At 67.2% G+C, this 19,061-nt stretch carries 22 protein-coding genes; 11 read left to right on the forward strand and 11 right to left on the reverse strand.

From position 1 onward, the window contains the following. The first annotated feature begins 38 nt into the window (after positions 1-38). The gene (locus AC5Y4S_RS16710; protein ID WP_500033796.1) at positions 39-1,259 is read left to right on the forward strand and encodes a PucR family transcriptional regulator; all 1,221 of its coding nucleotides are present in this window, start codon (positions 39-41) and stop codon (positions 1,257-1,259) included. 12 nt (positions 1,260-1,271) lie between these two features. Here the strand turns inward: AC5Y4S_RS16710 and AC5Y4S_RS16715 are convergent, their stop codons facing one another. Next, complete coding sequence (locus tag AC5Y4S_RS16715; protein WP_500033797.1) at positions 1,272-2,597, reverse strand: cytochrome P450; 1,326 nt, start codon at positions 2,595-2,597, stop codon at positions 1,272-1,274. Between the two features lie 155 nt (positions 2,598-2,752). On the opposite strand from AC5Y4S_RS16715, the gene AC5Y4S_RS16720 reads away from it, so the two are divergent. Next, positions 2,753-3,337: a TetR/AcrR family transcriptional regulator gene (locus tag AC5Y4S_RS16720; RefSeq protein ID WP_500034040.1), complete on the forward strand. Its 585-nt coding sequence runs from the start codon at positions 2,753-2,755 to the stop codon at positions 3,335-3,337. A 32-nt stretch (positions 3,338-3,369) separates the two neighbouring features. Further along, positions 3,370-3,582, forward strand: coding sequence for a TOBE domain-containing protein (locus AC5Y4S_RS16725; protein ID WP_500033798.1), 213 nt, complete (start codon positions 3,370-3,372; stop codon positions 3,580-3,582). Positions 3,583-3,634: 52 nt separating this feature from the next. On the opposite strand, the gene AC5Y4S_RS16730 is transcribed toward AC5Y4S_RS16725, so the two are convergent. Continuing rightward, positions 3,635-4,525: an alpha/beta fold hydrolase gene (locus AC5Y4S_RS16730; protein ID WP_500033799.1), complete on the reverse strand. Its 891-nt coding sequence runs from the start codon at positions 4,523-4,525 to the stop codon at positions 3,635-3,637. Positions 4,526-4,552: 27 nt separating this feature from the next. Continuing rightward, complete coding sequence (locus AC5Y4S_RS16735) at positions 4,553-5,797, reverse strand: sulfotransferase family protein (protein ID WP_500033800.1); 1,245 nt, start codon at positions 5,795-5,797, stop codon at positions 4,553-4,555. Between the two features lie 28 nt (positions 5,798-5,825). On the opposite strand from AC5Y4S_RS16735, the gene AC5Y4S_RS16740 reads away from it, so the two are divergent. Both AC5Y4S_RS16740 and AC5Y4S_RS16745 read left to right on the forward strand, forming a co-directional pair. Beyond that, entirely contained in the window at positions 5,826-6,401 is a 576-nt protein-coding gene (locus AC5Y4S_RS16740) for a TetR/AcrR family transcriptional regulator (protein WP_500033801.1), read from the forward strand. Beyond that, on the forward strand, positions 6,398-7,531 hold the full coding sequence (locus AC5Y4S_RS16745; protein WP_500033802.1) for a DUF1214 domain-containing protein: 1,134 nt from the start codon (positions 6,398-6,400) through the stop codon (positions 7,529-7,531). The genes AC5Y4S_RS16740 and AC5Y4S_RS16745 overlap by 4 nt, the downstream gene beginning before the upstream one ends. On the opposite strand, the gene AC5Y4S_RS16750 is transcribed toward AC5Y4S_RS16745, so the two are convergent. From AC5Y4S_RS16750 to AC5Y4S_RS16765, 4 genes are read right to left on the reverse strand one after another with little or no spacing between them, the layout of a single operon-like run. Then, positions 7,472-8,515, reverse strand: a complete 1,044-nt coding sequence (locus tag AC5Y4S_RS16750; protein WP_500033803.1) for an LLM class flavin-dependent oxidoreductase — start codon at positions 8,513-8,515, stop codon at positions 7,472-7,474. The genes AC5Y4S_RS16745 and AC5Y4S_RS16750 overlap by 60 nt on opposite strands. Then, positions 8,515-9,039 carry an SRPBCC family protein gene (locus tag AC5Y4S_RS16755; protein ID WP_500033804.1) on the reverse strand — a complete coding sequence of 175 codons (525 nt, stop codon included), beginning with the start codon at positions 9,037-9,039 and terminating at the stop codon, positions 8,515-8,517. The genes AC5Y4S_RS16750 and AC5Y4S_RS16755 overlap by 1 nt, the downstream gene beginning before the upstream one ends. Before the next feature lie 55 nt (positions 9,040-9,094). Beyond that, the gene (locus AC5Y4S_RS16760; RefSeq protein WP_500033805.1) at positions 9,095-10,201 is read right to left on the reverse strand and encodes a fatty acid desaturase family protein; all 1,107 of its coding nucleotides are present in this window, start codon (positions 10,199-10,201) and stop codon (positions 9,095-9,097) included. 25 nt (positions 10,202-10,226) lie between these two features. Next, entirely contained in the window at positions 10,227-11,321 is a 1,095-nt protein-coding gene (locus AC5Y4S_RS16765; protein WP_500033806.1) for a ferredoxin reductase, read from the reverse strand. Positions 11,322-11,391: 70 nt separating this feature from the next. On the opposite strand from AC5Y4S_RS16765, the gene AC5Y4S_RS16770 reads away from it, so the two are divergent. Next, positions 11,392-12,066 (forward strand): TetR family transcriptional regulator, encoded by a 675-nt coding sequence (locus AC5Y4S_RS16770; RefSeq protein WP_500033807.1) that lies wholly within the window; start codon positions 11,392-11,394, stop codon positions 12,064-12,066. A 37-nt stretch (positions 12,067-12,103) separates the two neighbouring features. Here the strand turns inward: AC5Y4S_RS16770 and AC5Y4S_RS16775 are convergent, their stop codons facing one another. Further along, a complete protein-coding gene (locus tag AC5Y4S_RS16775) occupies positions 12,104-12,460 on the reverse strand; it encodes a hypothetical protein (RefSeq protein ID WP_500033808.1) in 357 nt (118 codons plus the stop codon). A 119-nt stretch (positions 12,461-12,579) separates the two neighbouring features. Between AC5Y4S_RS16775 and AC5Y4S_RS16780 the strand changes: the two genes are divergently transcribed. Further along, positions 12,580-12,942 carry a DUF732 domain-containing protein gene (locus AC5Y4S_RS16780; protein ID WP_500033809.1) on the forward strand — a complete coding sequence of 121 codons (363 nt, stop codon included), beginning with the start codon at positions 12,580-12,582 and terminating at the stop codon, positions 12,940-12,942. An 8-nt stretch (positions 12,943-12,950) separates the two neighbouring features. On the opposite strand, the gene AC5Y4S_RS16785 is transcribed toward AC5Y4S_RS16780, so the two are convergent. Next, entirely contained in the window at positions 12,951-13,556 is a 606-nt protein-coding gene (locus AC5Y4S_RS16785) for a GNAT family N-acetyltransferase (protein WP_500033810.1), read from the reverse strand. Positions 13,557-13,607: 51 nt separating this feature from the next. Here AC5Y4S_RS16785 and AC5Y4S_RS16790 point away from each other — a divergent pair, with 51 nt between their 5' ends. Continuing rightward, a complete protein-coding gene (locus AC5Y4S_RS16790; protein ID WP_500033811.1) occupies positions 13,608-14,702 on the forward strand; it encodes a F420-dependent hydroxymycolic acid dehydrogenase in 1,095 nt (364 codons plus the stop codon). A gap of 81 nt (positions 14,703-14,783) precedes the next feature. Then, positions 14,784-15,362, forward strand: coding sequence for a hemerythrin domain-containing protein (locus AC5Y4S_RS16795; protein ID WP_500033812.1), 579 nt, complete (start codon positions 14,784-14,786; stop codon positions 15,360-15,362). 58 nt (positions 15,363-15,420) lie between these two features. Here AC5Y4S_RS16795 and AC5Y4S_RS16800 read toward each other — a convergent pair whose 3' ends face one another. Then, positions 15,421-16,317: a manganese catalase family protein gene (locus tag AC5Y4S_RS16800; RefSeq protein ID WP_068113126.1), complete on the reverse strand. Its 897-nt coding sequence runs from the start codon at positions 16,315-16,317 to the stop codon at positions 15,421-15,423. Between the two features lie 134 nt (positions 16,318-16,451). Here AC5Y4S_RS16800 and AC5Y4S_RS16805 point away from each other — a divergent pair, with 134 nt between their 5' ends. Together AC5Y4S_RS16805 and AC5Y4S_RS16810 are read left to right on the forward strand one after the other, a co-directional pair. Then, positions 16,452-17,150: a GAF and ANTAR domain-containing protein gene (locus AC5Y4S_RS16805; protein WP_500033813.1), complete on the forward strand. Its 699-nt coding sequence runs from the start codon at positions 16,452-16,454 to the stop codon at positions 17,148-17,150. Positions 17,151-17,231: 81 nt separating this feature from the next. Further along, positions 17,232-18,527: an acyl-CoA dehydrogenase family protein gene (locus AC5Y4S_RS16810; protein ID WP_500034041.1), complete on the forward strand. Its 1,296-nt coding sequence runs from the start codon at positions 17,232-17,234 to the stop codon at positions 18,525-18,527. Positions 18,528-18,593: 66 nt separating this feature from the next. Here AC5Y4S_RS16810 and AC5Y4S_RS16815 read toward each other — a convergent pair whose 3' ends face one another. Next, entirely contained in the window at positions 18,594-19,049 is a 456-nt protein-coding gene (locus tag AC5Y4S_RS16815) for a MaoC family dehydratase (protein ID WP_068127921.1), read from the reverse strand. Between the last annotated feature and the right edge of the window lie 12 nt (positions 19,050-19,061).

Genomic DNA, 19,061 nt, shown 5'->3' on the forward strand with positions numbered 1-19,061 from the left:
AACGGTGCTGATCCCCTGAGGCGGATTAGGCTGCCGCTATGGCAGCCGATCCCGTGGATGCGCAACTCGCCGAACTCGGATCGGCCCTGCTGTCGCGCGCCGACCAACTGGCCGACGCCATGCTTGGCCTTCTGCGCCGCGATGTCGACTTTCACCGGACCGTCGCGTTGGTGACCGACGACCAACTGCGCGGCACGGTGCGGAACCATCTCGACTTCATCCTGGGAGTATTCGGCGAACCCCAGCGCAACTATGACACGAGTGCGGCCGCGGCCACCGGCCGCAACCGGGCGGCGGCCGGCGTGCCATTGCCCGCGGTGATGGACTCCTATCGGAAGTGCGCACGCTTTCTGTGGGACGAGCTTCGCGCCGAAGCGACGCGGTCTGCGACCGTAAGCGACAGCGGATTGGTGCATGCCGCCTCGGCGATGTGGCTGGCGCTCGACGAGTTCACCACCGCGATGGTGAGTGGCTACCAGGAAGAAATGACGCGGCAGCTCGTCGGCCGCCAACGGGAGCGTTCGGCGATGGTCCAGGCGCTCATCGACGGCAGGCTGCCCGACAACCTGGACCTCTGGAATGCGGCCGACACACTGAGGATTTCGCTACGCGGGCCCTATGTCGTCGTTTGCGCCGAGTTGCCGGACGTCGGACGCAGTGTGCTGCCGGACATCGAGACCCGGTTATTTGCAAGAGGAATCGCCTCCGCCTGGCTGTTGCAACCCGACATCGAGATCGGCGTCCTGCAGCTCGGTCCGCAGCCGATGCTCGAACTTGTGGTCAAGGAACTCGGTGGGTATCCGGCGACCCGGATCGGCGTCAGTCCGCTGATCGGCGATCTCGCGGAGACCGCGAGGGCGTTGCGCTATGCGCGAATCGCGATGACCGCGTGCCGTCCCGACCGGGCATCCGTCACCGTCTTCGACCGTGATGTGATGGCGGTTACCTCCGTGGCCGACCCCGACGTGATGGGCCGCATTTCAGCGACGGTCCTTGGTCCCCTGGACGACTTGGCCGACCATGAGCGCGAAGTGTTACTCGACACCCTGGAGGCGTGGCTCGACAACGGCGGCTCCGCCGAGCGCGCGGCGCACATCCTCTATGTGCACCCCAACACGGTGCGCCAACGACTTCGAAAACTCGAGCACCAGACGGGCCGAGTGCTGACAGATCCCCGGGCCGCGGCGGAACTGTGCATCGCGCTGGAAACCGCCCGTCGTGCACCGAAGCCGGCGGCGGGACCTCGCAACCAGGGCTGAGTCGCAGCGCGCTCAGCGCCGGTGGACGACGATGCGCCCGCCGTTCTTGGGGGTATAGGCGACACCGCGGGAGTGCCAACGCTCCCCCGGCGCCGTTGTGGTCTCGATCGTGAAGTCGCGCAGCACCGTTCGTAACACCACGTCCATCTCCATGTTGGCGAACGCGGCTCCCACGCAGCGGCGGGTGCCCCCGCCGAACGGGATCCACGCGAACGTGGACGGCTTGCCCCCGATGTAGCGCTGCGGGTCGAAGCGCTCCGGGTCGGGATAGACATCGGGATCTTCGTGGATCTGCGAGATGCTCACGATTATCGAATCCCCTTGGGGAAGAACCCATTCGCCGAGCTGGAAGGTTGGCGGAAAGACGCGGCGGGCGCAGAAAAGGATGACCGTCCGGGCCCGTTGGACCTCCAGGATCGTCGCCTGACGCAGCTCATTCCCGCCGTTGTCGGCTTCCTCCACCAGAGCGGCCAGCACGCCGGGGTGGCGGGTCACCCGCTCGAATGCCCACGCCAGCGTGGCCGCCGTCGTTTCATGCCCGGCGGCCAGGAGCGCGAGCAATTCGTCACCAATGTCCTTGTGCGACATAGGGGAACCGTCGTCGTAGGTGCTGCGCAGCATGAGCGCGAGCACGTCGGTCCGTTCGGCGAAGTTCGGATCGGCAAGTTCGTCGGCGATGAGCTTGTCGATGATGACGTCATATTGGCGCCGCCACCAGTCCAGCCGGCCCCACGGGGTGAACCGGCCATATGTCCGTTCGGGTTTCGGCAATACGGCTAAGCGTGAGCCCAGGGTGACCCATGGCGGGATGAGACGGCGCAGCTCGTCCAGTTCGGCACCGTCGGCGCCGAAGACCGCGCGCAGGATGGCGTTGAGCGTGATGCGCATCGTCGAGGGCAGGGTCGGGAAGGGCCGGCCCTCCGGCCAATTGGCCGTCTCGCGCAGGGTCTCCTCTTCGATGATGGCCTCGTAGTTCTTCATGCTCTTGCCGTGGAACGGCGGCGCCAGCAGCCGTCGCCGCTGCCGGTGCTCGTCGCGGTCCAACGCGAACACCGAACCGGTGCCGAACATCCGGCTCAGGTTGGGCTGAATGTTGCCGAGCTCCTCGGGACTGGTGGTGAACACCTGCTTCGCCAGCTGCGGGTCACACACGATCACGGCGCGACCGAAAATCGGGATGGTAAGGGTGAAGACATTGCCGTAGCGGCTCGCCAACCGCTTGATCATCCCGCGCCGCGAGATCGCGAAGGCGATGCCGGACAGCAGCTTCGGGATTCGGGCCGTCGGCGGCATCCTGACGGCGGGGGTCCCCGACGGGGCGATCACGACGTCGCTCATGGCCTTGCTGCTCCCCATATCTGCCCCCGGGTCGGGAGCGGTACCGCGGTGTACCAAAACCTTTCCCGATACGGTACTCTGTGGTACCAAGCCTGACAAGGGTGCCGTATCCACCGAAGGGGGCGTCCGTGACATCAGCGGTTGACGACGCGGTCGTGGCCGACCCTTCGTCGGATCCTTTTCGACTCCGGCTGCTCGACGGCCTCGCCACCGCGATCGGGGAGCGCGGCTACCGGACCAGCACGGTCGCCGACATCGTCCGCCACGCCCGCACGTCCAAGCGCACCTTCTACGACCAGTTCGCGAGCAAGGAAGAGTGCTTCCTGGAACTGCTGCGGGCCGACATCGAGAGGCTGGGCGAGAACATCGCCGCGGCCGTCGACCCCGAAGCCGACTGGCACCGGCAGATTCGTCAGGCCGTCGAGGCCTATGTCGGACACATCGAGGCGCGCCCGGCCATCACCTTGAGCTGGATTCGTGAGCTGCCGTCACTCGGTGCGGTCGCTCGCCCGGTCCAGCGCCGCGGGTTGCAGCTGCTGTCCAACCTGCTGATCGATCTCAGCGCCAGCCCGGGATTCCGGCGCGCGGAGCTGCCGCCGTTGACCCCTGCGCTGGCGGTGATCCTGTTGGGTGGCCTGCGCGAGCTGACTGCGCTGGCGGTCGAGGATGGCAGGCCGGTGCGCGAAATCGTCGAACCTGCGGTGGACGCGTCCATAGCCCTGCTCGGGCCGCGTGCCTAGGCTGTTCGCAGAACCCACAGACGGAGGACGCGATGCGGCTATCGACCCGGAACCAACTCAAGGGAACCATCACCGAGGTCGATCTCGGCGCCGTGATGGCGATCGTGAAGGTCAAGCTCGACGGCGGCGACCAGATCGTCACGTCGTCGGTCACCAAGGACGCGGCGGTCAACCTCGGCCGGGCGGTCGGTCAGCCCGCGACCGTGTTCATCAAGTCCACGGAAGTCACCATCGGCGTCGAGTAGTGGCGCGACACCACAACTACGCACACGGCACGCCGAAAAACGTAGCAGCAGTTTAAGTTTCGCCGCGAAGGAATGCGCGTAGCCGGTCGAGCACCAGCTCCGGTCGCTGCTCGACGATCCAATGGCCGACGCCGTCGACCAGTTCGACCTTGAAATCGCTTATCCGGTCGCCGTATCCGTCCACCAGGTCCGGTGTCAGCACCGGATCCTTCGTTCCACACAGCCAGCGGACCGGCACGTCGACGCGGGCGTCATCGTATTCGCCGCGCATCCAGCCCAGCAGCTCCTTCGTCTGAAAAGTGCGATACCACTTCGAACCGGCCACCGCGTGCCCCGGTTGGCGCATGCACTCGATGTAGAAGCGGACGTCGTCCTCGGGCACCAGGTACCCACCGCCGACCCAGGACGCCAGCAGCCGGTAGAACCTCGCCTTGGGATCGCCGATCAAACGCGGACCGATTACCGGCAGCATGATCGGGACCTGGTACCAGAACCGCCAGATGTTGCGGAGCATCGTAATGTCGCGCTTCAGGTACGGCGCAGCGGTGTTCATGCCGAAGTACCCGGTGACCTTCTCCGGGTGGCGCAGCATCATGATGAACGCGATCGGGCCACCCCAGTCATGGGCGGCGAGCGTGACCGTGGCGACCCCCAGCCGGTCCAGCACCGCGGCGAGGTCGTCGGCCATGTCGTTCTTGCGGTAGTCCGAGCGGGGCGCCGAGCTCCAGCCGGCGCCGCGCAGGTCGGGACACAGCACCCGGTATCCGTCGGCGGCGAGCGGAGGGATCAAATCGTGCCATTCCCACCAGTTTTGGGGGAAGCCGTGCACCAGCATCACCGCCGGCCCGTTTGCCGGGCCCGCGTCGGCGACGTGGATCGTCACCCCGTCGCCGAGTTCCACGTACCTGTGTTCGACACCGTTCAACGCGGGCATAGCGACCATGAGTTGAAAAGGTAGCCGACCGCCGCCTCAGCTCAGGAACCGGTCGACGTATGGCGCGAAGCGCTCCCGCAGGGCGTCCTCCGTCAGCCCGAACATCTCGTACGACGTCTCGACGTTGCCCAGCCGGCCGCGCTGATGCCCCGCCAGGTAGCCGGCGACCGCCGTGCGTGCCTGGTCGGTGAACGGTTCGCCGGCCAGCGAGTACACCCGCTCCGCCACTCCCAGTTCGTCGGCCATGAAGTCGTCGAAGCGGATGTCGACCGAGCGTTCGGGGCCGATGGTGTCGCGGTCGCGGACCAGCGCGCTCAGCATGTGATCCAGGCGGCACACCCACTGCTCCGCGATCTGCCCCACCGGCACGGGCGAGCGGTGCATGCGCGCGGAGTAGGTGATCATCGCGATCATCGACAGCGCCACCGGGACCGGATCGCGATGGGTGAACACGACGATGCTGCCCGGAAAAACCCGGTCCAGCACCGGCACCTGCTCGAGATGCTGCGGCGACTTGAGCAGCCAGCGCCGCCCGCCGCGCAGGAACTGCAAGGCCTTGAGCTGCCGGGCCAGGTAGCGGTAGTGCGGCGTCTGATCGTGCGCCTGGTAGTAGCCGCGCCAGCGCGGCGCCTCGGCGAGGGTCTCGAAGAGCATCGTCGAGAAGTCGTTGGCGAGCAACTGGATTTCCTCGTGCACGTGGTCCGTGGTCATCTCGTGCATCAGCGGGAAATAGGGCATCACCGTGTTGATGACCGAGACCCCGACGTCCATTCGGGTGCGCCGTGGATCCGGCTCGATTCCCGCCTCGGACGGCAAGGGAAACGGCTCGACGCTTTCCCAGTACGGCATGGTGCGAAACGTTGGCGCCGCGGCGAGCAGATTGTGCAGGTGGGTGGTGCCGGTGCGGGGCAGCCCGGCGATCACGATCGGCGGTTGCAGCTCGATGTCGTCGATCTCGGGATGCCGCCGCAGCAGGTCGGTGAACAACAGCCGGTTCTTCAGCAGCTGCACCAACTGCGCGAAGAAGTTGACCACCCCGGCCGGATGCAGTCCGTCGATGGACCGCAGGTCGGCGAGGTAGACGTCGAGTCGTTCTCGGTAGTCGTCCGCGCCGAAATCCTCCAGGCCGGTATCGGCGCTGGCGTGCAAGTGCAGGGCGTCGGCATCGAGCGGACAGTCCGCGGCCATGGTGGCCATCATGTCGAGGATCTGTTGGGCCTCGGCGCCGAATCGGGGCAGGGCCAGGTCGTCGAGGGGAACTGAGCGAACGGCTTCGGTCACGGCGACTTATGTTACTCTGAGTTTCGTAATGACGATAGACTTTGGCCGACCCCGTGACCCGCGTATCGACGCCGCCGTGCTGCGCGCGACCGTCGAACTTCTCGCGGAAACCGGTTACTCGGGCCTGTTGGTCTCCGCCATCGCCGAACGGGCCGGCACCAGCAAGCCCGCGATCTACCGGCGCTGGCCGAGCAAGGCGCACCTGGTGCACGAGGCGGTGTTCCCGATCGGCGCCGCGACCGCGATTCCCGACACCGGATCGCCGCCCGACGACCTGCGCGAAATGGTCCGCCGCGCAATGGCTTTCCTGACGACACCGGCAGCCCGCGCGGCGCTGCCGGGGCTGGTCGGCGAGATGGCCGCCGACCCGACCCTGCATTCGGCGCTGCTGGAGCGGTTCGCCGACGTCATCGCCGGTGGCCTGGCCGAGTGGCTGCAGGCCGCGGCCGCGCGGGGCGAGGTGCGGGCCGACGTCAGCGCCGCCGAACTCGCCGAGGCCGTCGCGGGCCTGATTCTGGTCGCCCTGCTCACCCGCGCCAAGGAACTCGACGACGCGTGGGTCGACCGCACCACCACGCTGCTACTGAAGGGAATCAGCACATGACGCACGACTCGACGGCCGCGTGGCAGGAGCTGCTCGCCACGCTCGGCACCCTCGACCGCTCCTTCCTCGAGGGGGACCGCGCCGTCACCGACGATCGCCACATCGCCGACGGCTACCGCATGCTTGCCGCCACACTGGGCGTGGCCTTCGACGCCTACCTGTTCCCCGAGCCGGGCCGCCCGCAGTTCGTCGCGGTGAACACGCCGTTTCGGCGCGACCGTCGGTGGGGCGGCGACAACACCGACGCCTACTACTTCCTGTGCCCGGTCGACCCGCAGCGTCGCTACCGCGTCAGCGGCAATCGCGGTGACAGCGTGTACTTTTCGGTGACGGCCTACAACGAACCCTCGCCCGGCGCGTGGTCGGACCGGGTCGTCGCGATCGTCCGCGACAGCGACCTCGATGTCGACGCCGACGGCAACTTCAGCTTCGAATTCCCCCCGACACCGGACGCCGCCGTGCTGATGACCCGCGACTACCAGGCCGACCCCCTGACCGGCCGCCCGGTCGTATGGAACATCGAGGCGCTCGACGAGCCGGATCCGATCCGGCACGGCGACGCCGAGACCGCGGCGAGCCTGCGGGCGGCGGCCACCTGGCTGCGCACGATGTTCGCCATCGTGCCGCTGGCCGTCGGCACTCGAGCGGACAAAGAGCACGCGCTCGGGCACGAGACCGCCCATGCGGCAAACGAATTCGCCGAGCCTTACCAGGTGCCCGACGCCAACTTCGGCTGGTCGGCGCGTGACGCGTGCTATTCCTACGGCAGTTTCGTGCTCGATGACGACGAGGCGCTGGTCATCACGCACCGACCGCCGGCCTGCCGGTTCTGGAACATGGTGGTGTGGAACCAGTTCATGGCCACCTATGGCGCGGCGGATGCCCGGTGTTCCATCAACGGCAGCAGCGCCGTGCTCAACGGCGATGGCTCGGTGACGATCGTGTTGTCCCGCGGCATGACGACCCACCCGAATTCGCTGACCACGCTGGACTATCCGCGGGGCAACCTCGCGTTCCGGTGGTTCCTGGCCGACGGCGTGCCGGCACGGCCCGAGGTGAAACTGGTGAAACTAGCCGACCTCGCGGACCAGCTCGACGGCTCGGCCCAGAGTGCCCAGCTTGGCCCCTAGCGTTTCCCCGGCGGGATACAGCCGCACGGTGTCGACGCCGGCGTCGCGCCAGACCCCGAGCCGCGCCCGGACCATCTCCTCGGTGCCGATCAGCGTGGTGGCCAGCACCATCTCATCGGTGACCAACCCGGCGGCGCCGTCGCGGTCGCCCCGCTGCCATCGCTCCCGCACCTCGGCCGCGACGTCGGCCCAGCCTTGCCGGCTGTAGGCCTGGTTGTAGAAATTCGTGCTCGACGACCCCATACCGCCGAGGCTGAAGGCGAGCTCCTTCTTGCGGCCCGCGATCATGCCGCGCAGCTCGTCCTCGTCGGCGGCGAAGGCGACCTCGGCTCCCTGGCAGATGTCGACGTCGGCGCGAGTGCGGCCCGCGGCCGCCAGCCCCTCGTCGAGGTGGGAGAAGTACGCGTCGCCGGAGCCCTCCGGAACGAAGCTGGTGCCCAGCCATCCGTCGGCGATGCGCCCGGTCAGCCGCAGCATCGCCGGTGACAGCGCCGCCAGGTAGATCGGAATGGCGTGCTCGGCGCGGGTCGACAGTCGCATCGGCACCGCCTCACCACCGGGCCGAGGAATCTGAAACTCCTTGCCGGAGTGCGAGATCTTGTCCCCCGCGAACACCTGCCGCACGATGTCGACGGTTTCGGCCATCCGCGCCAGCGGTCGGTCGAACGACACGCCGTGCAGGCCCTCGATCACCTGCGGGCCCGACGCCCCCAGCCCGAGCAGGAACCGCCCGTTCGACAGGTTCGACAGCGTGATCGCGGTCTGGGCGACCATGACGGGCGACCGGACGCCGAGCTGCAGGACGCCCGAACCGAGCAGCATCCTCTCGGTCCGCGCCGCGAGGTAGCCCAGCGCCGAGGGCGCGTCCGCGCCCCAGGCCTCGGCCACCCAGCACACGTCGAGGCCCAGCCTCTCCGCCTCGACGGCAAACTCGACGACTTCGGCTGCGGAGCGGGACAATTCGACCGTCGTCGCGGTGCGCATCAACGCACCCCGTGCTCGGCGAGCCTCTTGAGCGCGGCGAGCGTCTTGCCGATCGCGCCCTCGAACTCCCGCATGCGCACGAAGACGATCTTTTCCTCTTTGTCCGGCATCGAGTCGATGGCCACCGAGAGCCCGGACCGCCCCGGTCCCATCTGCATCCAAAAGCTCAGCAGGGTGCCGCCGTCGCGGGGCGTCAACCGGAATCGCCAGGTCGCGGAGGGATTGTCGGGTTCGCCCACGGCCCAGGCGAATACGCGTGGCGCATCGCACGCGACGATCTGCGAGGTGGTGCTCCACTGGCCGAACGCGTCGTGCTCGTTGTGTCCGACGAATCGGGCGCCGATTCGGGGCCGGTCCGAGCCGTCGGCCCACTCCACCGACTTCAGCTCGCTGCTGAACGTCGGCATCAGCTCGATGTCGGAGACCAGATCCCACACCCGCTCCGGGTCGGCGTCGATCCACGTCGAGGCTTCCACCGTGGGGGTGTCCGCGTAGCGCGCGCCGGTCCATTCCACGGACCTCATTGTCCCCCCGAACGGTCCCGAGGCAATGCCTCGGGACCGAAGCGGGACTCATACGTTATGCGGCGACCGGAAGCCGATCGGCGGGGTGGTCGCCACCGGGTTTCCGCACCCAAGAGTCCGGGAAGGTCAGCTTGACGATCTTGCGGACGACGGTGCCGAACTGCCGCGGCAGCGGGCCGCGGTTGTACGGGATGCCGTAGCGCCGGCAGATCTCCTGCACCTCGGGTGCGATCTCGGCGTACCGGCGAGCCGGCATGTCCGGGAACAGGTGGTGCTCGATCTGGTGCGACAGGTTGCCGGACAGCAGGTGAAAGAGCTTGCCCCCGGTCAGGTTTGCCGATCCCAGGACCTGGCGGAAGTACCACATGCCGCGGGATTCGTCCTTGGTCTCCTCGACGGTGAATTCCTGGGTGCCGTCCGGGAAGTGGCCGCAGAAGATGATCATGTACGACCACACGTTGCGCATCAGGTTGGCCGAGAGGTTCCCCGCGAAGACGAACGGCGCGAACGGCCCGGCGAGCAGCGGGAAGGCGACGTAGTCCTTGAGCGTCTGGCGCCGGGTCTTCTTCCAGATCTCCTGGAGCACCTCACGCTTGTCGCGCAGCCGGATCTCACCGGAGCGGATGCGTTCGGTTTCCAGCTCGTGCAGCGCGACGCCGTACTGGAACAGCACCATCAGCAGGAACGCGTAGACCGGGTTGCCCAGGTAGTAAGGGTGCCAACGCTGGTCTTCGCTCATCCGCAGGATGCCGTAGCCGATGTCGCGGTCCATCCCCACGATGTTGGTGTGGGTGTGGTGCATGTAGTTGTGCGAGTGCCGCCACTGATCGGCGGGGCACGCCGTGTCCCACTCGAACGTGCGGCCCGAGATCGTGGGGTCGCGCATCCAGTCGTACTGGCCGTGCATGATGTTGTGCCCGATCTCCATGTTGTCGAGGATTTTCGACACGCCCAGCATCGCGGTGCCCAGCGGCCACGCCGGCGGCAGGAACAGCAGCGCGCGTCCGCCGACTTCCAGCGCGCGCTGGGTCTTGATGACGCGGCGGATGTAGTCGGCGTCCTCTTCGCCCAATTCCGCCATCACGCGTTCCTTGATGGCGTCGAGTTCGCGGCCGAATGCCTCGGCCTGCTCGGGTGTCAGGGTGATCGTGTTCTGTGTCATGGCTCTTCCTTTCAAGGCTCGGAACCTAGAGAGACAGGTCGACGTCACCGACGGGCACGGACACGCAGATCTGCACGTCCTCGTCGGGTTGGGTCGACACCGCGCCGGTGATCAGGTTGCGCACCGTTCCGCCGGTCTTGCGCCGCGTGCAGGTGTGGCAGATGCCCATCCGGCAACCGTTCTGCGGCGTCAGGCCGGCCGCTTCGGCCTGCTCCAGCAGCGAGCGACCGTCGTCGACGGCGTCGATCCCGCTGTCCGCGAACGTGATTCGCCCGCCCGACGGGTTCGCCGGTGCGTCGAAGACGGGCGGCACGAAGCTCTCGGTGTACACGTTGTCACAGTGCTCCCGCACCGCCTCGACCAAAGCCGTTGGCCCGCAGACGAACACCACATCGGGGTTGGGCATCGCGGCGGCCAGGTGCTCCGGCCCGAAGCGCCCGGCGAGGTCGCCGGCGCCGGAGCGGGTGTAGCCGTGCAGCACGCGCACACCGGGCCGATCGTTGTGGGCGGCGAGTTCCTCGCGGTAGCACGCCTCCGCGGGGGTGCGGGCGTAGTGCACGAACGCGACCTCGCCCCGATGGTGCTCGGCGATCAGCGTGCGCAGCATCGCCATCACCGGCGTGATGCCGCTCCCGCCGGAGACGAACAGGATCCGCTGCGGGCGCGCCTCGGGCAAGGCAAAGTCACCGCCGATCCCGGCCAGGCCGACCACCATGCCGCGGCGGGCCCGTTCGTACAGATAGCTCGACACCACCCCGCCGTCGTGGTGACCGATCGTCAGCTCGAGGTTGGCGCTGCCTTCGGCGTTGGCCGGCGAGTAGCAGCGGGTGTGGCGCCGACCGTCGATGTCGACGGCGAGGTTGACGTACTGGCCCGCCTTGAGGGTGTGGATCGACGCGAAGGCCTCGTTAGGGTCGAGCGTGAGGGTGACGCTGCGCGGCGTGGTGCGGCGCACATCGACGACCTTGGCGCGGGCCTCGCCCAGCGTCCAGGTCGGCGCCACCAGCTCGGTGTAGCGGTCCACACCGTGCGGACCCGTGAGGAGGTCTAACAGGTCTGAGCCCAGGACGCGCTTGCGCAGGGTTTGCGCGACGTTCCGGGTCAAAGTTTGAGTGAACATATGTACACCGTGCGTCCGGCCCCCGCAGGTAGTCAAGGGTTTAGTGCCCGTTTGTGGTAGGGTTCACATAGTGAACAGCCGTACTCCTAGCTCACGCCCGCATCGTTCGGGTCGCGAGCGCTCACGCGAGAACCCCTCGCGCGAGGAGCGCAAGGAGGCCACGCGCCGCGCCATCATCGCCGCGGCCCTCAAGCTGCTGCAGGACCGCAGCTTTTCCAGCCTGAGCCTGCGCGAGGTGACCCGCGAGGTCGGGATCGTGCCCGCGGCCTTCTACCGCCACTTCGAGTCGATGGAGGCCCTCGGGCTGGTGCTGATCGACGAGTCGTTTCGCACCCTGCGCGACACCCTGCGCGGCGCGCGTGCCGGTCGGCTGGATCCGAACCGGGTAATCGAGTCCTCGGTCGAGACCGTCATCGCCAGCATCACCGATCGCCGCGAGCACTGGCGGTTCATCTACCGGGAACGCTCGGGCGGGGTCACCGTGCTGCGCTACGCCATCCGCACCGAGCTGCGGCTGATCACCTCCGAACTGGCGACCGACCTGGCCCGCTTCAACAGGCTCAACGAGTGGAGCACCGAGGATCTCAACGTCCTGGCGACCCTGTTCGTGAACTCGATGATCGTCATCGCCGAAGCGATCGAGGACGCCCAGACCACCGAGGCGCTGGAGGACATCCGGCGGCTCGCCGTCAAGCAGCTGCGGATGATCACCATCGGCATCGCCGGCTGGCGCAGCACTCCCTAGCGACAGTCACTTCGTCATCGGAGTGAACAACCGAGCACTAAATTTCGGTCTGTTCGTCGACCACCTCATACAGCGATTCGCCGTCTTCGGGGGCGCCGTCGACTTGGGCCCGGTGGGCGCGCCCGGGGCCGCCGTCGTCGGTCGTATCGGTCGCCGCGGTCGCGCCGGTGAATACGTCCGGCTCCTCTTCGGCCAGCCGCTGATCGAGGGATTCGCCCTCCCGCTCCTCGCGGGCCGTCACCCCGAAGCGGTCGGCTTCGCTCCAGCCCTCGGGCGGGTCGACGACGATGTCGCCGTCGTCGTTGCGCAGCTCGTCGGAGTCGGTGCCTTCGCTCGGGTTGAGGGTGTCGCCAGGACCGCCCTCCTCGGGAAAGTCGCCGTTGTCGATAGCCATACGGCTTCGATTGCCCCCGCGCCCGGCGATTAAACTTTCGCGATTCCCGACGTGACCAACCCCGCAGGCGCATACGCTGCGAGTCCGGGCAACTTCACTGAGCGAGAGAGTCTCGGCACATGTTCTTCCGCGCATCTCCGGTCGCAGCGGCCGTCCTGGCGGCCGGGTCGGTGGTCGGCGGGATCGGGCTTGCCGCGCCGGCCCTGGCCGACGCCGCGGACGACTCCTTCCTCCAGGCCCTCGATGGCAACGGCATCCAATACGGCAGCGTCGACAACGCGATGTTCGTGGCCAGGGCTTACGTGTGCGACCAGCTCGCCGCCAACCCGGGCGAACCGATGAACGATGTCGTGGCCGGCGTGGCCGGTTATACCAACTGGTCCAACGCCGACAGCGCGTCGTTCACCGCGTCGGCCATCACCGCCTACTGCCCGCAGTACCAATACATGGCCAGTGGGCCGACCAACGTGCCGATTTCTTAGGCACCGTTCTACCGCGGGTTCCGCCACATCGCCCACAGCGTCGGGCCGCCATCGGGCAACTCGATCTCGCGGGTGACGGTGAACCCGAAACGCTCGTAGTACGGCACGTTTTCGGGCTTGCTCGACTCGAGATAGGCCGGGCAGTATTCCGCATCGCAGCGGTCCAGCCGGGACCGCATCAGGGCCTGGCCGAAACCCTGCCCGCGGACCGCCGGGTCGCTCCCGATCACGGCGAGGTACCAGTGCGGTTCCTCGGGATGTTCCCGCTTCATCAGTTCCTGCACAGTGCGCGCCCTCGCCGAATCCGAACCGAAGACCCGGATAAAGCTCGGCAGCATCGCCAGCTCTTCCCAGCGCGACTGCCGCCAGCGACCCGGCGGATCCCACAGGGACGCGGCGCCGACGCCCGGCCCGTCGCAGGCCACCTCCACGCCGCCTCCGGCCAGATGATGGCGGCGCGTCAACGTCCCGAACAACCGGATCAGCTGCGCGGGCCGCGCGTCGTCGTCGGGCAGCATCCAGGTGGTGACGGGGTCGTCGTAGAACGCGCGAGCCAGGGTGCGTGACAGTTCGCGGATGTCGGCTTTGCGCGCCGGGCGCGCCTGCGGGGCCACCCACGCCACGTTAGTGGGTGTGGCGAGCAGCATGAGGGGTATGCCGGTCCGGTGACCGGCATCTCGCGGCGAAAACTCGGGCGGATGGCCGCCGGCGTGGGCGCGCTCGGCGCTGTCGGGCTAGCGCAGGCCTGCGGGAAGCCGGGATCCGACCGCGGCAAACCGACCGCGCCGCCGGCGGGCGGCAAGGGCGTGGGGGTGGTGCTCTCGCACGAGCAGTTCCGCACCGACCAGCTGGTCGCGCACGCCCGGGCGGCCGAGCAAGCCGGCTTTCAGTACGTGTGGGCCAGCGATCACATCCAGCCGTGGCAGGACGACGAGGGCCACGCGATGTTTCCCTGGTTGACCCTGGCCCTGGTCGGCAATGCGACCAGCCGAATCTCGTTCGGCAGCGGGGTGACCTGCCCGACCTATCGCTATCACCCGGCCACCGTGGCACAGGCGTTCGCCTCGCTGGCGATCCTCAACCCGGGACGGGTGTTCCTGGGATTGGGCACCGGCGAACGGCTCAACGAACAGGCCACCACGAATGCGTTCGGCAAGTACGCCGAGCGTCACGACCGACTTATCGAGGCGATCGGACTGATCCGCCAGCTGTGGAGTGGTTCGCGAATCTCCTTTGCCGGCCGCTACTTTCAGACGAACGCTTTGAAGCTTTACGACACACCACCGACGCCGCCCCCGATCTTCGTCGCCGCCGGCGGGCCCAAGAGCGCGAAGCTGGCCGGTCAGTACGGTGACGGCTGGATCACCCAGGCCCACGACGTGACGAACTCGACGTTGCTCGCCGCGTTCGGCGCGGGTGCGCAGGCCTCCGGGCGGGACCCCGCCAATTTGGGTAAGCGCGCCGAACTTTTCGCGGTCGTCGGCAACAACGACGTGGCCGCCCGCGCCGCGACGCTGTGGCGCTTCACCGCCGGCGCCGTCGACCAACCGAACCCCGTCGAGATCCAACGCGCCGCCGAGGCCAATCCCATCGACAAGGTGCTGGCGAACTGGGCGGTCGGCACCGATCCCGCGGCGCACATCGGCGCCGTGCAAAGGGTTCTCGACGCCGGAGCAATCCCCTTTCTGCACTTTCCCCAGGACGACCCCGTCACTGCGATCAACTTCTACGGCGGCAACGTCTTGCCCAGGCTCCGCTAGTCGTTGCTAGTCGTTTGATGGTCCCAATCCCGGGTATTCGCAGGCCACTTCGAGTGACAAGCCCAACTGGAAGGGCAAGGCATGGACGCGATCACTTTTCTCCGTCAGGACCACCAGAGCGTGCTCGGGTTGTTGGAAACGCTCGACGGCGCACCCTCGGGCTCGGGCGCCCAGAGCAGCGGCCTCGAGACCATGGTGAACAACCTCATCATCGCCGAGTCGCAGCACGAAGCGATCGAGGAACAGTTCTTCTGGCCGGCGGTGCGCCGCGCGATCGGTGACTCGCTCGCGGACAAGGCGATCGAGCAGGAGCAGGCCGGAAAGAAGCTGCTGCAGCGACTGGAGGACGGCAAGCCGGGAGACGCCGACTACCACGAGGCGCTGCAGGAATTCGTCAAAGCCGGCCGCGAACACATCGCTTATGAGCAAGAGCAGGTCTGGCCGCAGGTCGAGGTGGCGATCAGCCGGGAAGAGTTGGAGAAGATCGGCGAAAAGCTAGAGGCCGCAAAGAAAATGGCGCCCACCCGCCCGCATCCGGACACTCCGCCCAACCCGGCCGTGTTGAAGACGGTCGGCATGGGCGCGGCGGTCGTCGACCACGTCCGCGATGCCGTCACCGGTCGCGGCGAGGACAACCCGCCTGATCCACAGGTCCATTAGGGCATGTATTCGAAGGCCGGGCGTCGAATGGATCGGCGCCCGGCGTTCGTCGGTTCAATTAGCTTGTCGGAGTGCGCTGTTCGTGGGTGAACGGCTTCTCGGCATTGACGGCAGGTGAGCCCGACGGGTTCTGCTCGGCGCCCTTGTTCTGCCGGCCGGTGCCCCCCAGCCATTGCTGTTCGGGCTTTTCCACGTACTCCCATTCCATGCCCTCGGGCCACGGTCCCTGCCCCTGGTTCCACGGCCCGCGGATCGACTCGCCCCCACCGTTGGACATGTTGAAAGCCACGTTCTGGAAGCGGGGATCTGCCGGCAGCTGTCCCGGTGGGAAGTTCACCGGCAGCTCGTTGAGCGCCGCGGTGAACTGCTGATAGTGGGTGACCTCGCGGGTCATCAAAAACGTCAAGGTGTCTTGCACGCCGGGATCGTCGGTGAACTGCTTGAGGTACTCGTAGACGATCTTCGCCCGGGACTCCGCGGCCAGGTTACTGCGCAGGTCCACCGTCGGATCGCCGTTGGCGTTGACGTAGGAGCCCATCCAGGGCACTCCCTGCGAGTTGCTCACGTCGGGCGTGCCACCGTTCAGCGCGAAATACAGCGGGTTGACCGCCACCTGGTGGATGATCTGGTCGCGGCCGTCGCCGCTGGCCACCGCGGGCATCCAATCGCATTTCTCGTTGGCGATTTTCAAGTTGTCGTTGAGCCCGTCGAGCAGCATCGTGATCATCGAGCCGACCATCTCCAGGTGGCTGAGTTCCTCCGTGGCGATGTCCATGAACAGGTCGTACATCTTGGGGTTCTTGCCCCGCAGGGCAAACGCCTGGGTGAAGTACTGCATTGCGGCTTTGAGCTCGCCATTGGCGCCGCCGAACTGCTCCTGCAGGAGCGTGGCGAACCGGGGATCCGGCTCGCTGACTCGCACCTCGAATTGAAGATCTTTGTTATGCACGAACATTGGGCCTCCCCGGGGAATTTGCGATAGTCCTGGTCGACGCCGGGTACCCCTGGGCCATGTGACGAAACGCTGGCGACAGCAAATCTCGTAACCGTTCATGGCCGCGCCTGGCGGACGAAGGTAGGACCCGATCAATGAATGATTCGAACTCGAGCGTCAAACACGAGCTGGCCGAGCGCATGGCGCAGCTGTCCCGCGAGATGGCCGCGCCTCGAGCGCTCGAGCACGTACTCGCCGATGTGACGGCGGCGGCGGTGCAGTTGATACCGGCGGCGGACATCGCCGGCGTCTTACTTGTGCAAAAGGGCGGGGATTTCGCGTCTCTCGCCGACACCGACAGCCTGGTCGCCCAGCTTGACAAGCTGCAGCACGACTTCGGCGAGGGGCCGTGTGCCGACGCCGCCCTCAAACAAACGGTGGTTCGGGCCGACGATATGCGCAACGAGCCCCGGTGGCCCCGGTACGCGCCGGCGGCCGTGGCGCACGGTGTGCTCGGCAGCCTGTCGTTCAAGCTGTACACCGCCGACCGCACGGCGGGCGCGCTGAACTTGTTCAGCTTCGGCGCCGGCGTGTGGGACACCGAAGCCGAGACCATCGGATCGGTGTTCGCCGCACACGCCGCCGCCGCGATCATGGCCGGGCGCCACGGCGAGCACATGGAATCGGCGCTGTCGAGCCGAGACCGCATCGGTCAGGCCAAGGGCATCATCATGGAACGCTACGGCGTGGACGACGTGCGCGCCTTCGAGATGCTGCGGGCCCTTTCGCAGGAAAGCCAGGAGAAGCTCGTCGACATCGCGCAGCGCGTCATCGAGACCCGCCGCGACCGCTGATTCCCCGCCACCGCCATCTAGGATGGGGTGGCTTCATCAACGAGTCCGGTGCGGCGCTGCGCCGGGGAACGGTTGGCCACGGTGTGGGACTTCGAAACTGACCCGGAATACCAGGCGAAGCTGGACTGGGTCGAAAAGTTCATGGTCGACGAGCTGGAACCGCTCGATCTGGTCGCGCTCGACCCGTATGACAAGAAGAACGCCGAGATGATGGCGATCCTGAGGCCGCTGCAGCAGCAGGTCAAGGACCAGGGCCTGTGGGCCGCGCATCTGCGGCCCGAGCTCGGCGGTCAGGGCTTCGGCCAGGTCAAGCTGGCGCTGCTCAACGAGATCCTCGGCCGCTCCCGATGGGCACCTTCGGTCTTCGGCTGCCAGGCGCCCGACTCGGGCAACGCCGAGATCCTCGCGCTGTTCGGCACCGACGAGCAGAAGGCCCGCTACCTGCAGCCGCTGCTCGACGGCGAGATCACCTCGTGCTACTCGATGACCGAGCCGCAGGGCGGTTCGGATCCGGGGATGTTCGTGACGGCCGCAGAGCGAGATGGTGACGACTGGGTCATCAACGGGGAGAAGTGGTTCTCCAGCAACGCCAAACACGCGTCGTTCTTCATCGTGATGGCGGTCACCAAACCCGACGCCCGCACGTACGACAAGATGTCGCTGTTCATCGTTCCGGGCGAGACGCCGGGTATCGAGATCATCCGCAACGTCGGCGTGGGCGGCGAGTCGGGAAAGCACGGCTCACACGGCTACGTCCGCTACAACGACGTGCGGGTGCCGGCCGATCACGTGTTGGGCGGCGAGGGCCAGGCGTTCATGATCGCGCAGACCCGGCTCGGCGGTGGCCGCATCCACCACGCGATGCGCACGATCGCCTTGGCGCGCAAGGCATTCGACATGATGTGCGAGCGGGCGGTGTCACGCAAGACCCGGCACGGCCACCTGTCCGACTTCCAGATGACGCAGGAGAAGATCGCCGACAGCTGGATCCAGATCGAGCAGTTCCGGCTGCTGGTGCTGCGCACCGCGTGGCTGATCGACAAGCACCACGACTACCAGAAGGTGCGCCGCGACATCGCGGCGGTGAAGGTCGCCATGCCGCAGGTGCTGCACGACGTCGCGCAGCGGGCGATGCACCTGCACGGCGCGCTCGGCGTCTCCGACGAGATGCCGTTCGTCAAGATGCTGGTCGCGGCCGAGTCGCTGGGCATCGCCGACGGCGCCACCGAGCTGCACAAGATGACGGTCGCCCGACGGACGCTGCGCGAATACCAGCCCGTGACAACGCCTTTCCCGTCTGCGCACATACCGACCCGACGGGCCGAGGCGGAGGCCAGGCTGGCGGAGCGCCTGGAACACTCGATCGCCGAGTTTTAACCGCGAGCAGACGCAAAATCGCACTCTCCCAGCGATTCTGGTGCGATTTTGCGTCTGCTCGCGCGTTCAGGAGATGTAGCGGACGATGCTTTCGGCCACGCACGCCGGCTTGGGCGCACCCTCGATCTCGATGGTCGTCGACACCGTCGCCTGCACGGCACCGTCACCCAGGTCATCGACGCTGACCAGCGAGCTCTGCGCGCGAACGCGCGAGCCGACCGGCACCGGGGCGGGGAAGCGAACCTTGTTGAGGCCGTAGTTGATTGCGAGCTTGATCCCTTTCACGGTGTACATCTCGTGCTGCAGCCGCGGCAGCAGCGAGAGGGTCATGAAACCGTGGGCGATGGTCTTGCCGAACGGACCGGCCGCCGCCCGTTCCGGGTCTACGTGGATCCACTGGTGATCCCCGGTGGCGTCGGCGAACAGGTTGACGTCTTCCTGGGTGATGGTCACCCAGTCGCTCTGCCCGATCGTCTCGCCCGCCGCCGCGGCGAGGTCCGCTACTGATTCGAAGGTGCGCATTGGTCCTCCTCG

The sequence above is a fragment of the Mycobacterium sp. NGS64 genome (assembly GCF_059812245.1).

Excerpts from the sequence above, each read along its gene's own strand:
- AC5Y4S_RS16710 (WP_500033796.1), top strand. The coding sequence starts at position 39 with ATGGCAGCCGATCCCGTGGATGCGCAACTCGCCGAACTCGGATCGGCC.
- AC5Y4S_RS16715 (WP_500033797.1), bottom strand. The coding sequence starts at position 2,597 with ATGAGCGACGTCGTGATCGCCCCGTCGGGGACCCCCGCCGTCAGGATG.
- AC5Y4S_RS16725 (WP_500033798.1), top strand. The coding sequence starts at position 3,370 with ATGCGGCTATCGACCCGGAACCAACTCAAGGGAACCATCACCGAGGTC.
- AC5Y4S_RS16730 (WP_500033799.1), bottom strand. The coding sequence starts at position 4,525 with ATGGTCGCTATGCCCGCGTTGAACGGTGTCGAACACAGGTACGTGGAA.
- AC5Y4S_RS16740 (WP_500033801.1), top strand. The coding sequence starts at position 5,826 with ATGACGATAGACTTTGGCCGACCCCGTGACCCGCGTATCGACGCCGCC.
- AC5Y4S_RS16745 (WP_500033802.1), top strand. The coding sequence starts at position 6,398 with ATGACGCACGACTCGACGGCCGCGTGGCAGGAGCTGCTCGCCACGCTC.
- AC5Y4S_RS16750 (WP_500033803.1), bottom strand. The coding sequence starts at position 8,515 with ATGCGCACCGCGACGACGGTCGAATTGTCCCGCTCCGCAGCCGAAGTC.
- AC5Y4S_RS16755 (WP_500033804.1), bottom strand. The coding sequence starts at position 9,039 with ATGAGGTCCGTGGAATGGACCGGCGCGCGCTACGCGGACACCCCCACG.
- AC5Y4S_RS16760 (WP_500033805.1), bottom strand. The coding sequence starts at position 10,201 with ATGACACAGAACACGATCACCCTGACACCCGAGCAGGCCGAGGCATTC.
- AC5Y4S_RS16765 (WP_500033806.1), bottom strand. The coding sequence starts at position 11,321 with ATGTTCACTCAAACTTTGACCCGGAACGTCGCGCAAACCCTGCGCAAG.
- AC5Y4S_RS16775 (WP_500033808.1), bottom strand. The coding sequence starts at position 12,460 with ATGGCTATCGACAACGGCGACTTTCCCGAGGAGGGCGGTCCTGGCGAC.
- AC5Y4S_RS16780 (WP_500033809.1), top strand. The coding sequence starts at position 12,580 with ATGTTCTTCCGCGCATCTCCGGTCGCAGCGGCCGTCCTGGCGGCCGGG.
- AC5Y4S_RS16795 (WP_500033812.1), top strand. The coding sequence starts at position 14,784 with ATGGACGCGATCACTTTTCTCCGTCAGGACCACCAGAGCGTGCTCGGG.
- AC5Y4S_RS16800 (WP_068113126.1), bottom strand. The coding sequence starts at position 16,317 with ATGTTCGTGCATAACAAAGATCTTCAATTCGAGGTGCGAGTCAGCGAG.
- AC5Y4S_RS16805 (WP_500033813.1), top strand. The coding sequence starts at position 16,452 with ATGAATGATTCGAACTCGAGCGTCAAACACGAGCTGGCCGAGCGCATG.
- AC5Y4S_RS16815 (WP_068127921.1), bottom strand. The coding sequence starts at position 19,049 with ATGCGCACCTTCGAATCAGTAGCGGACCTCGCCGCGGCGGCGGGCGAG.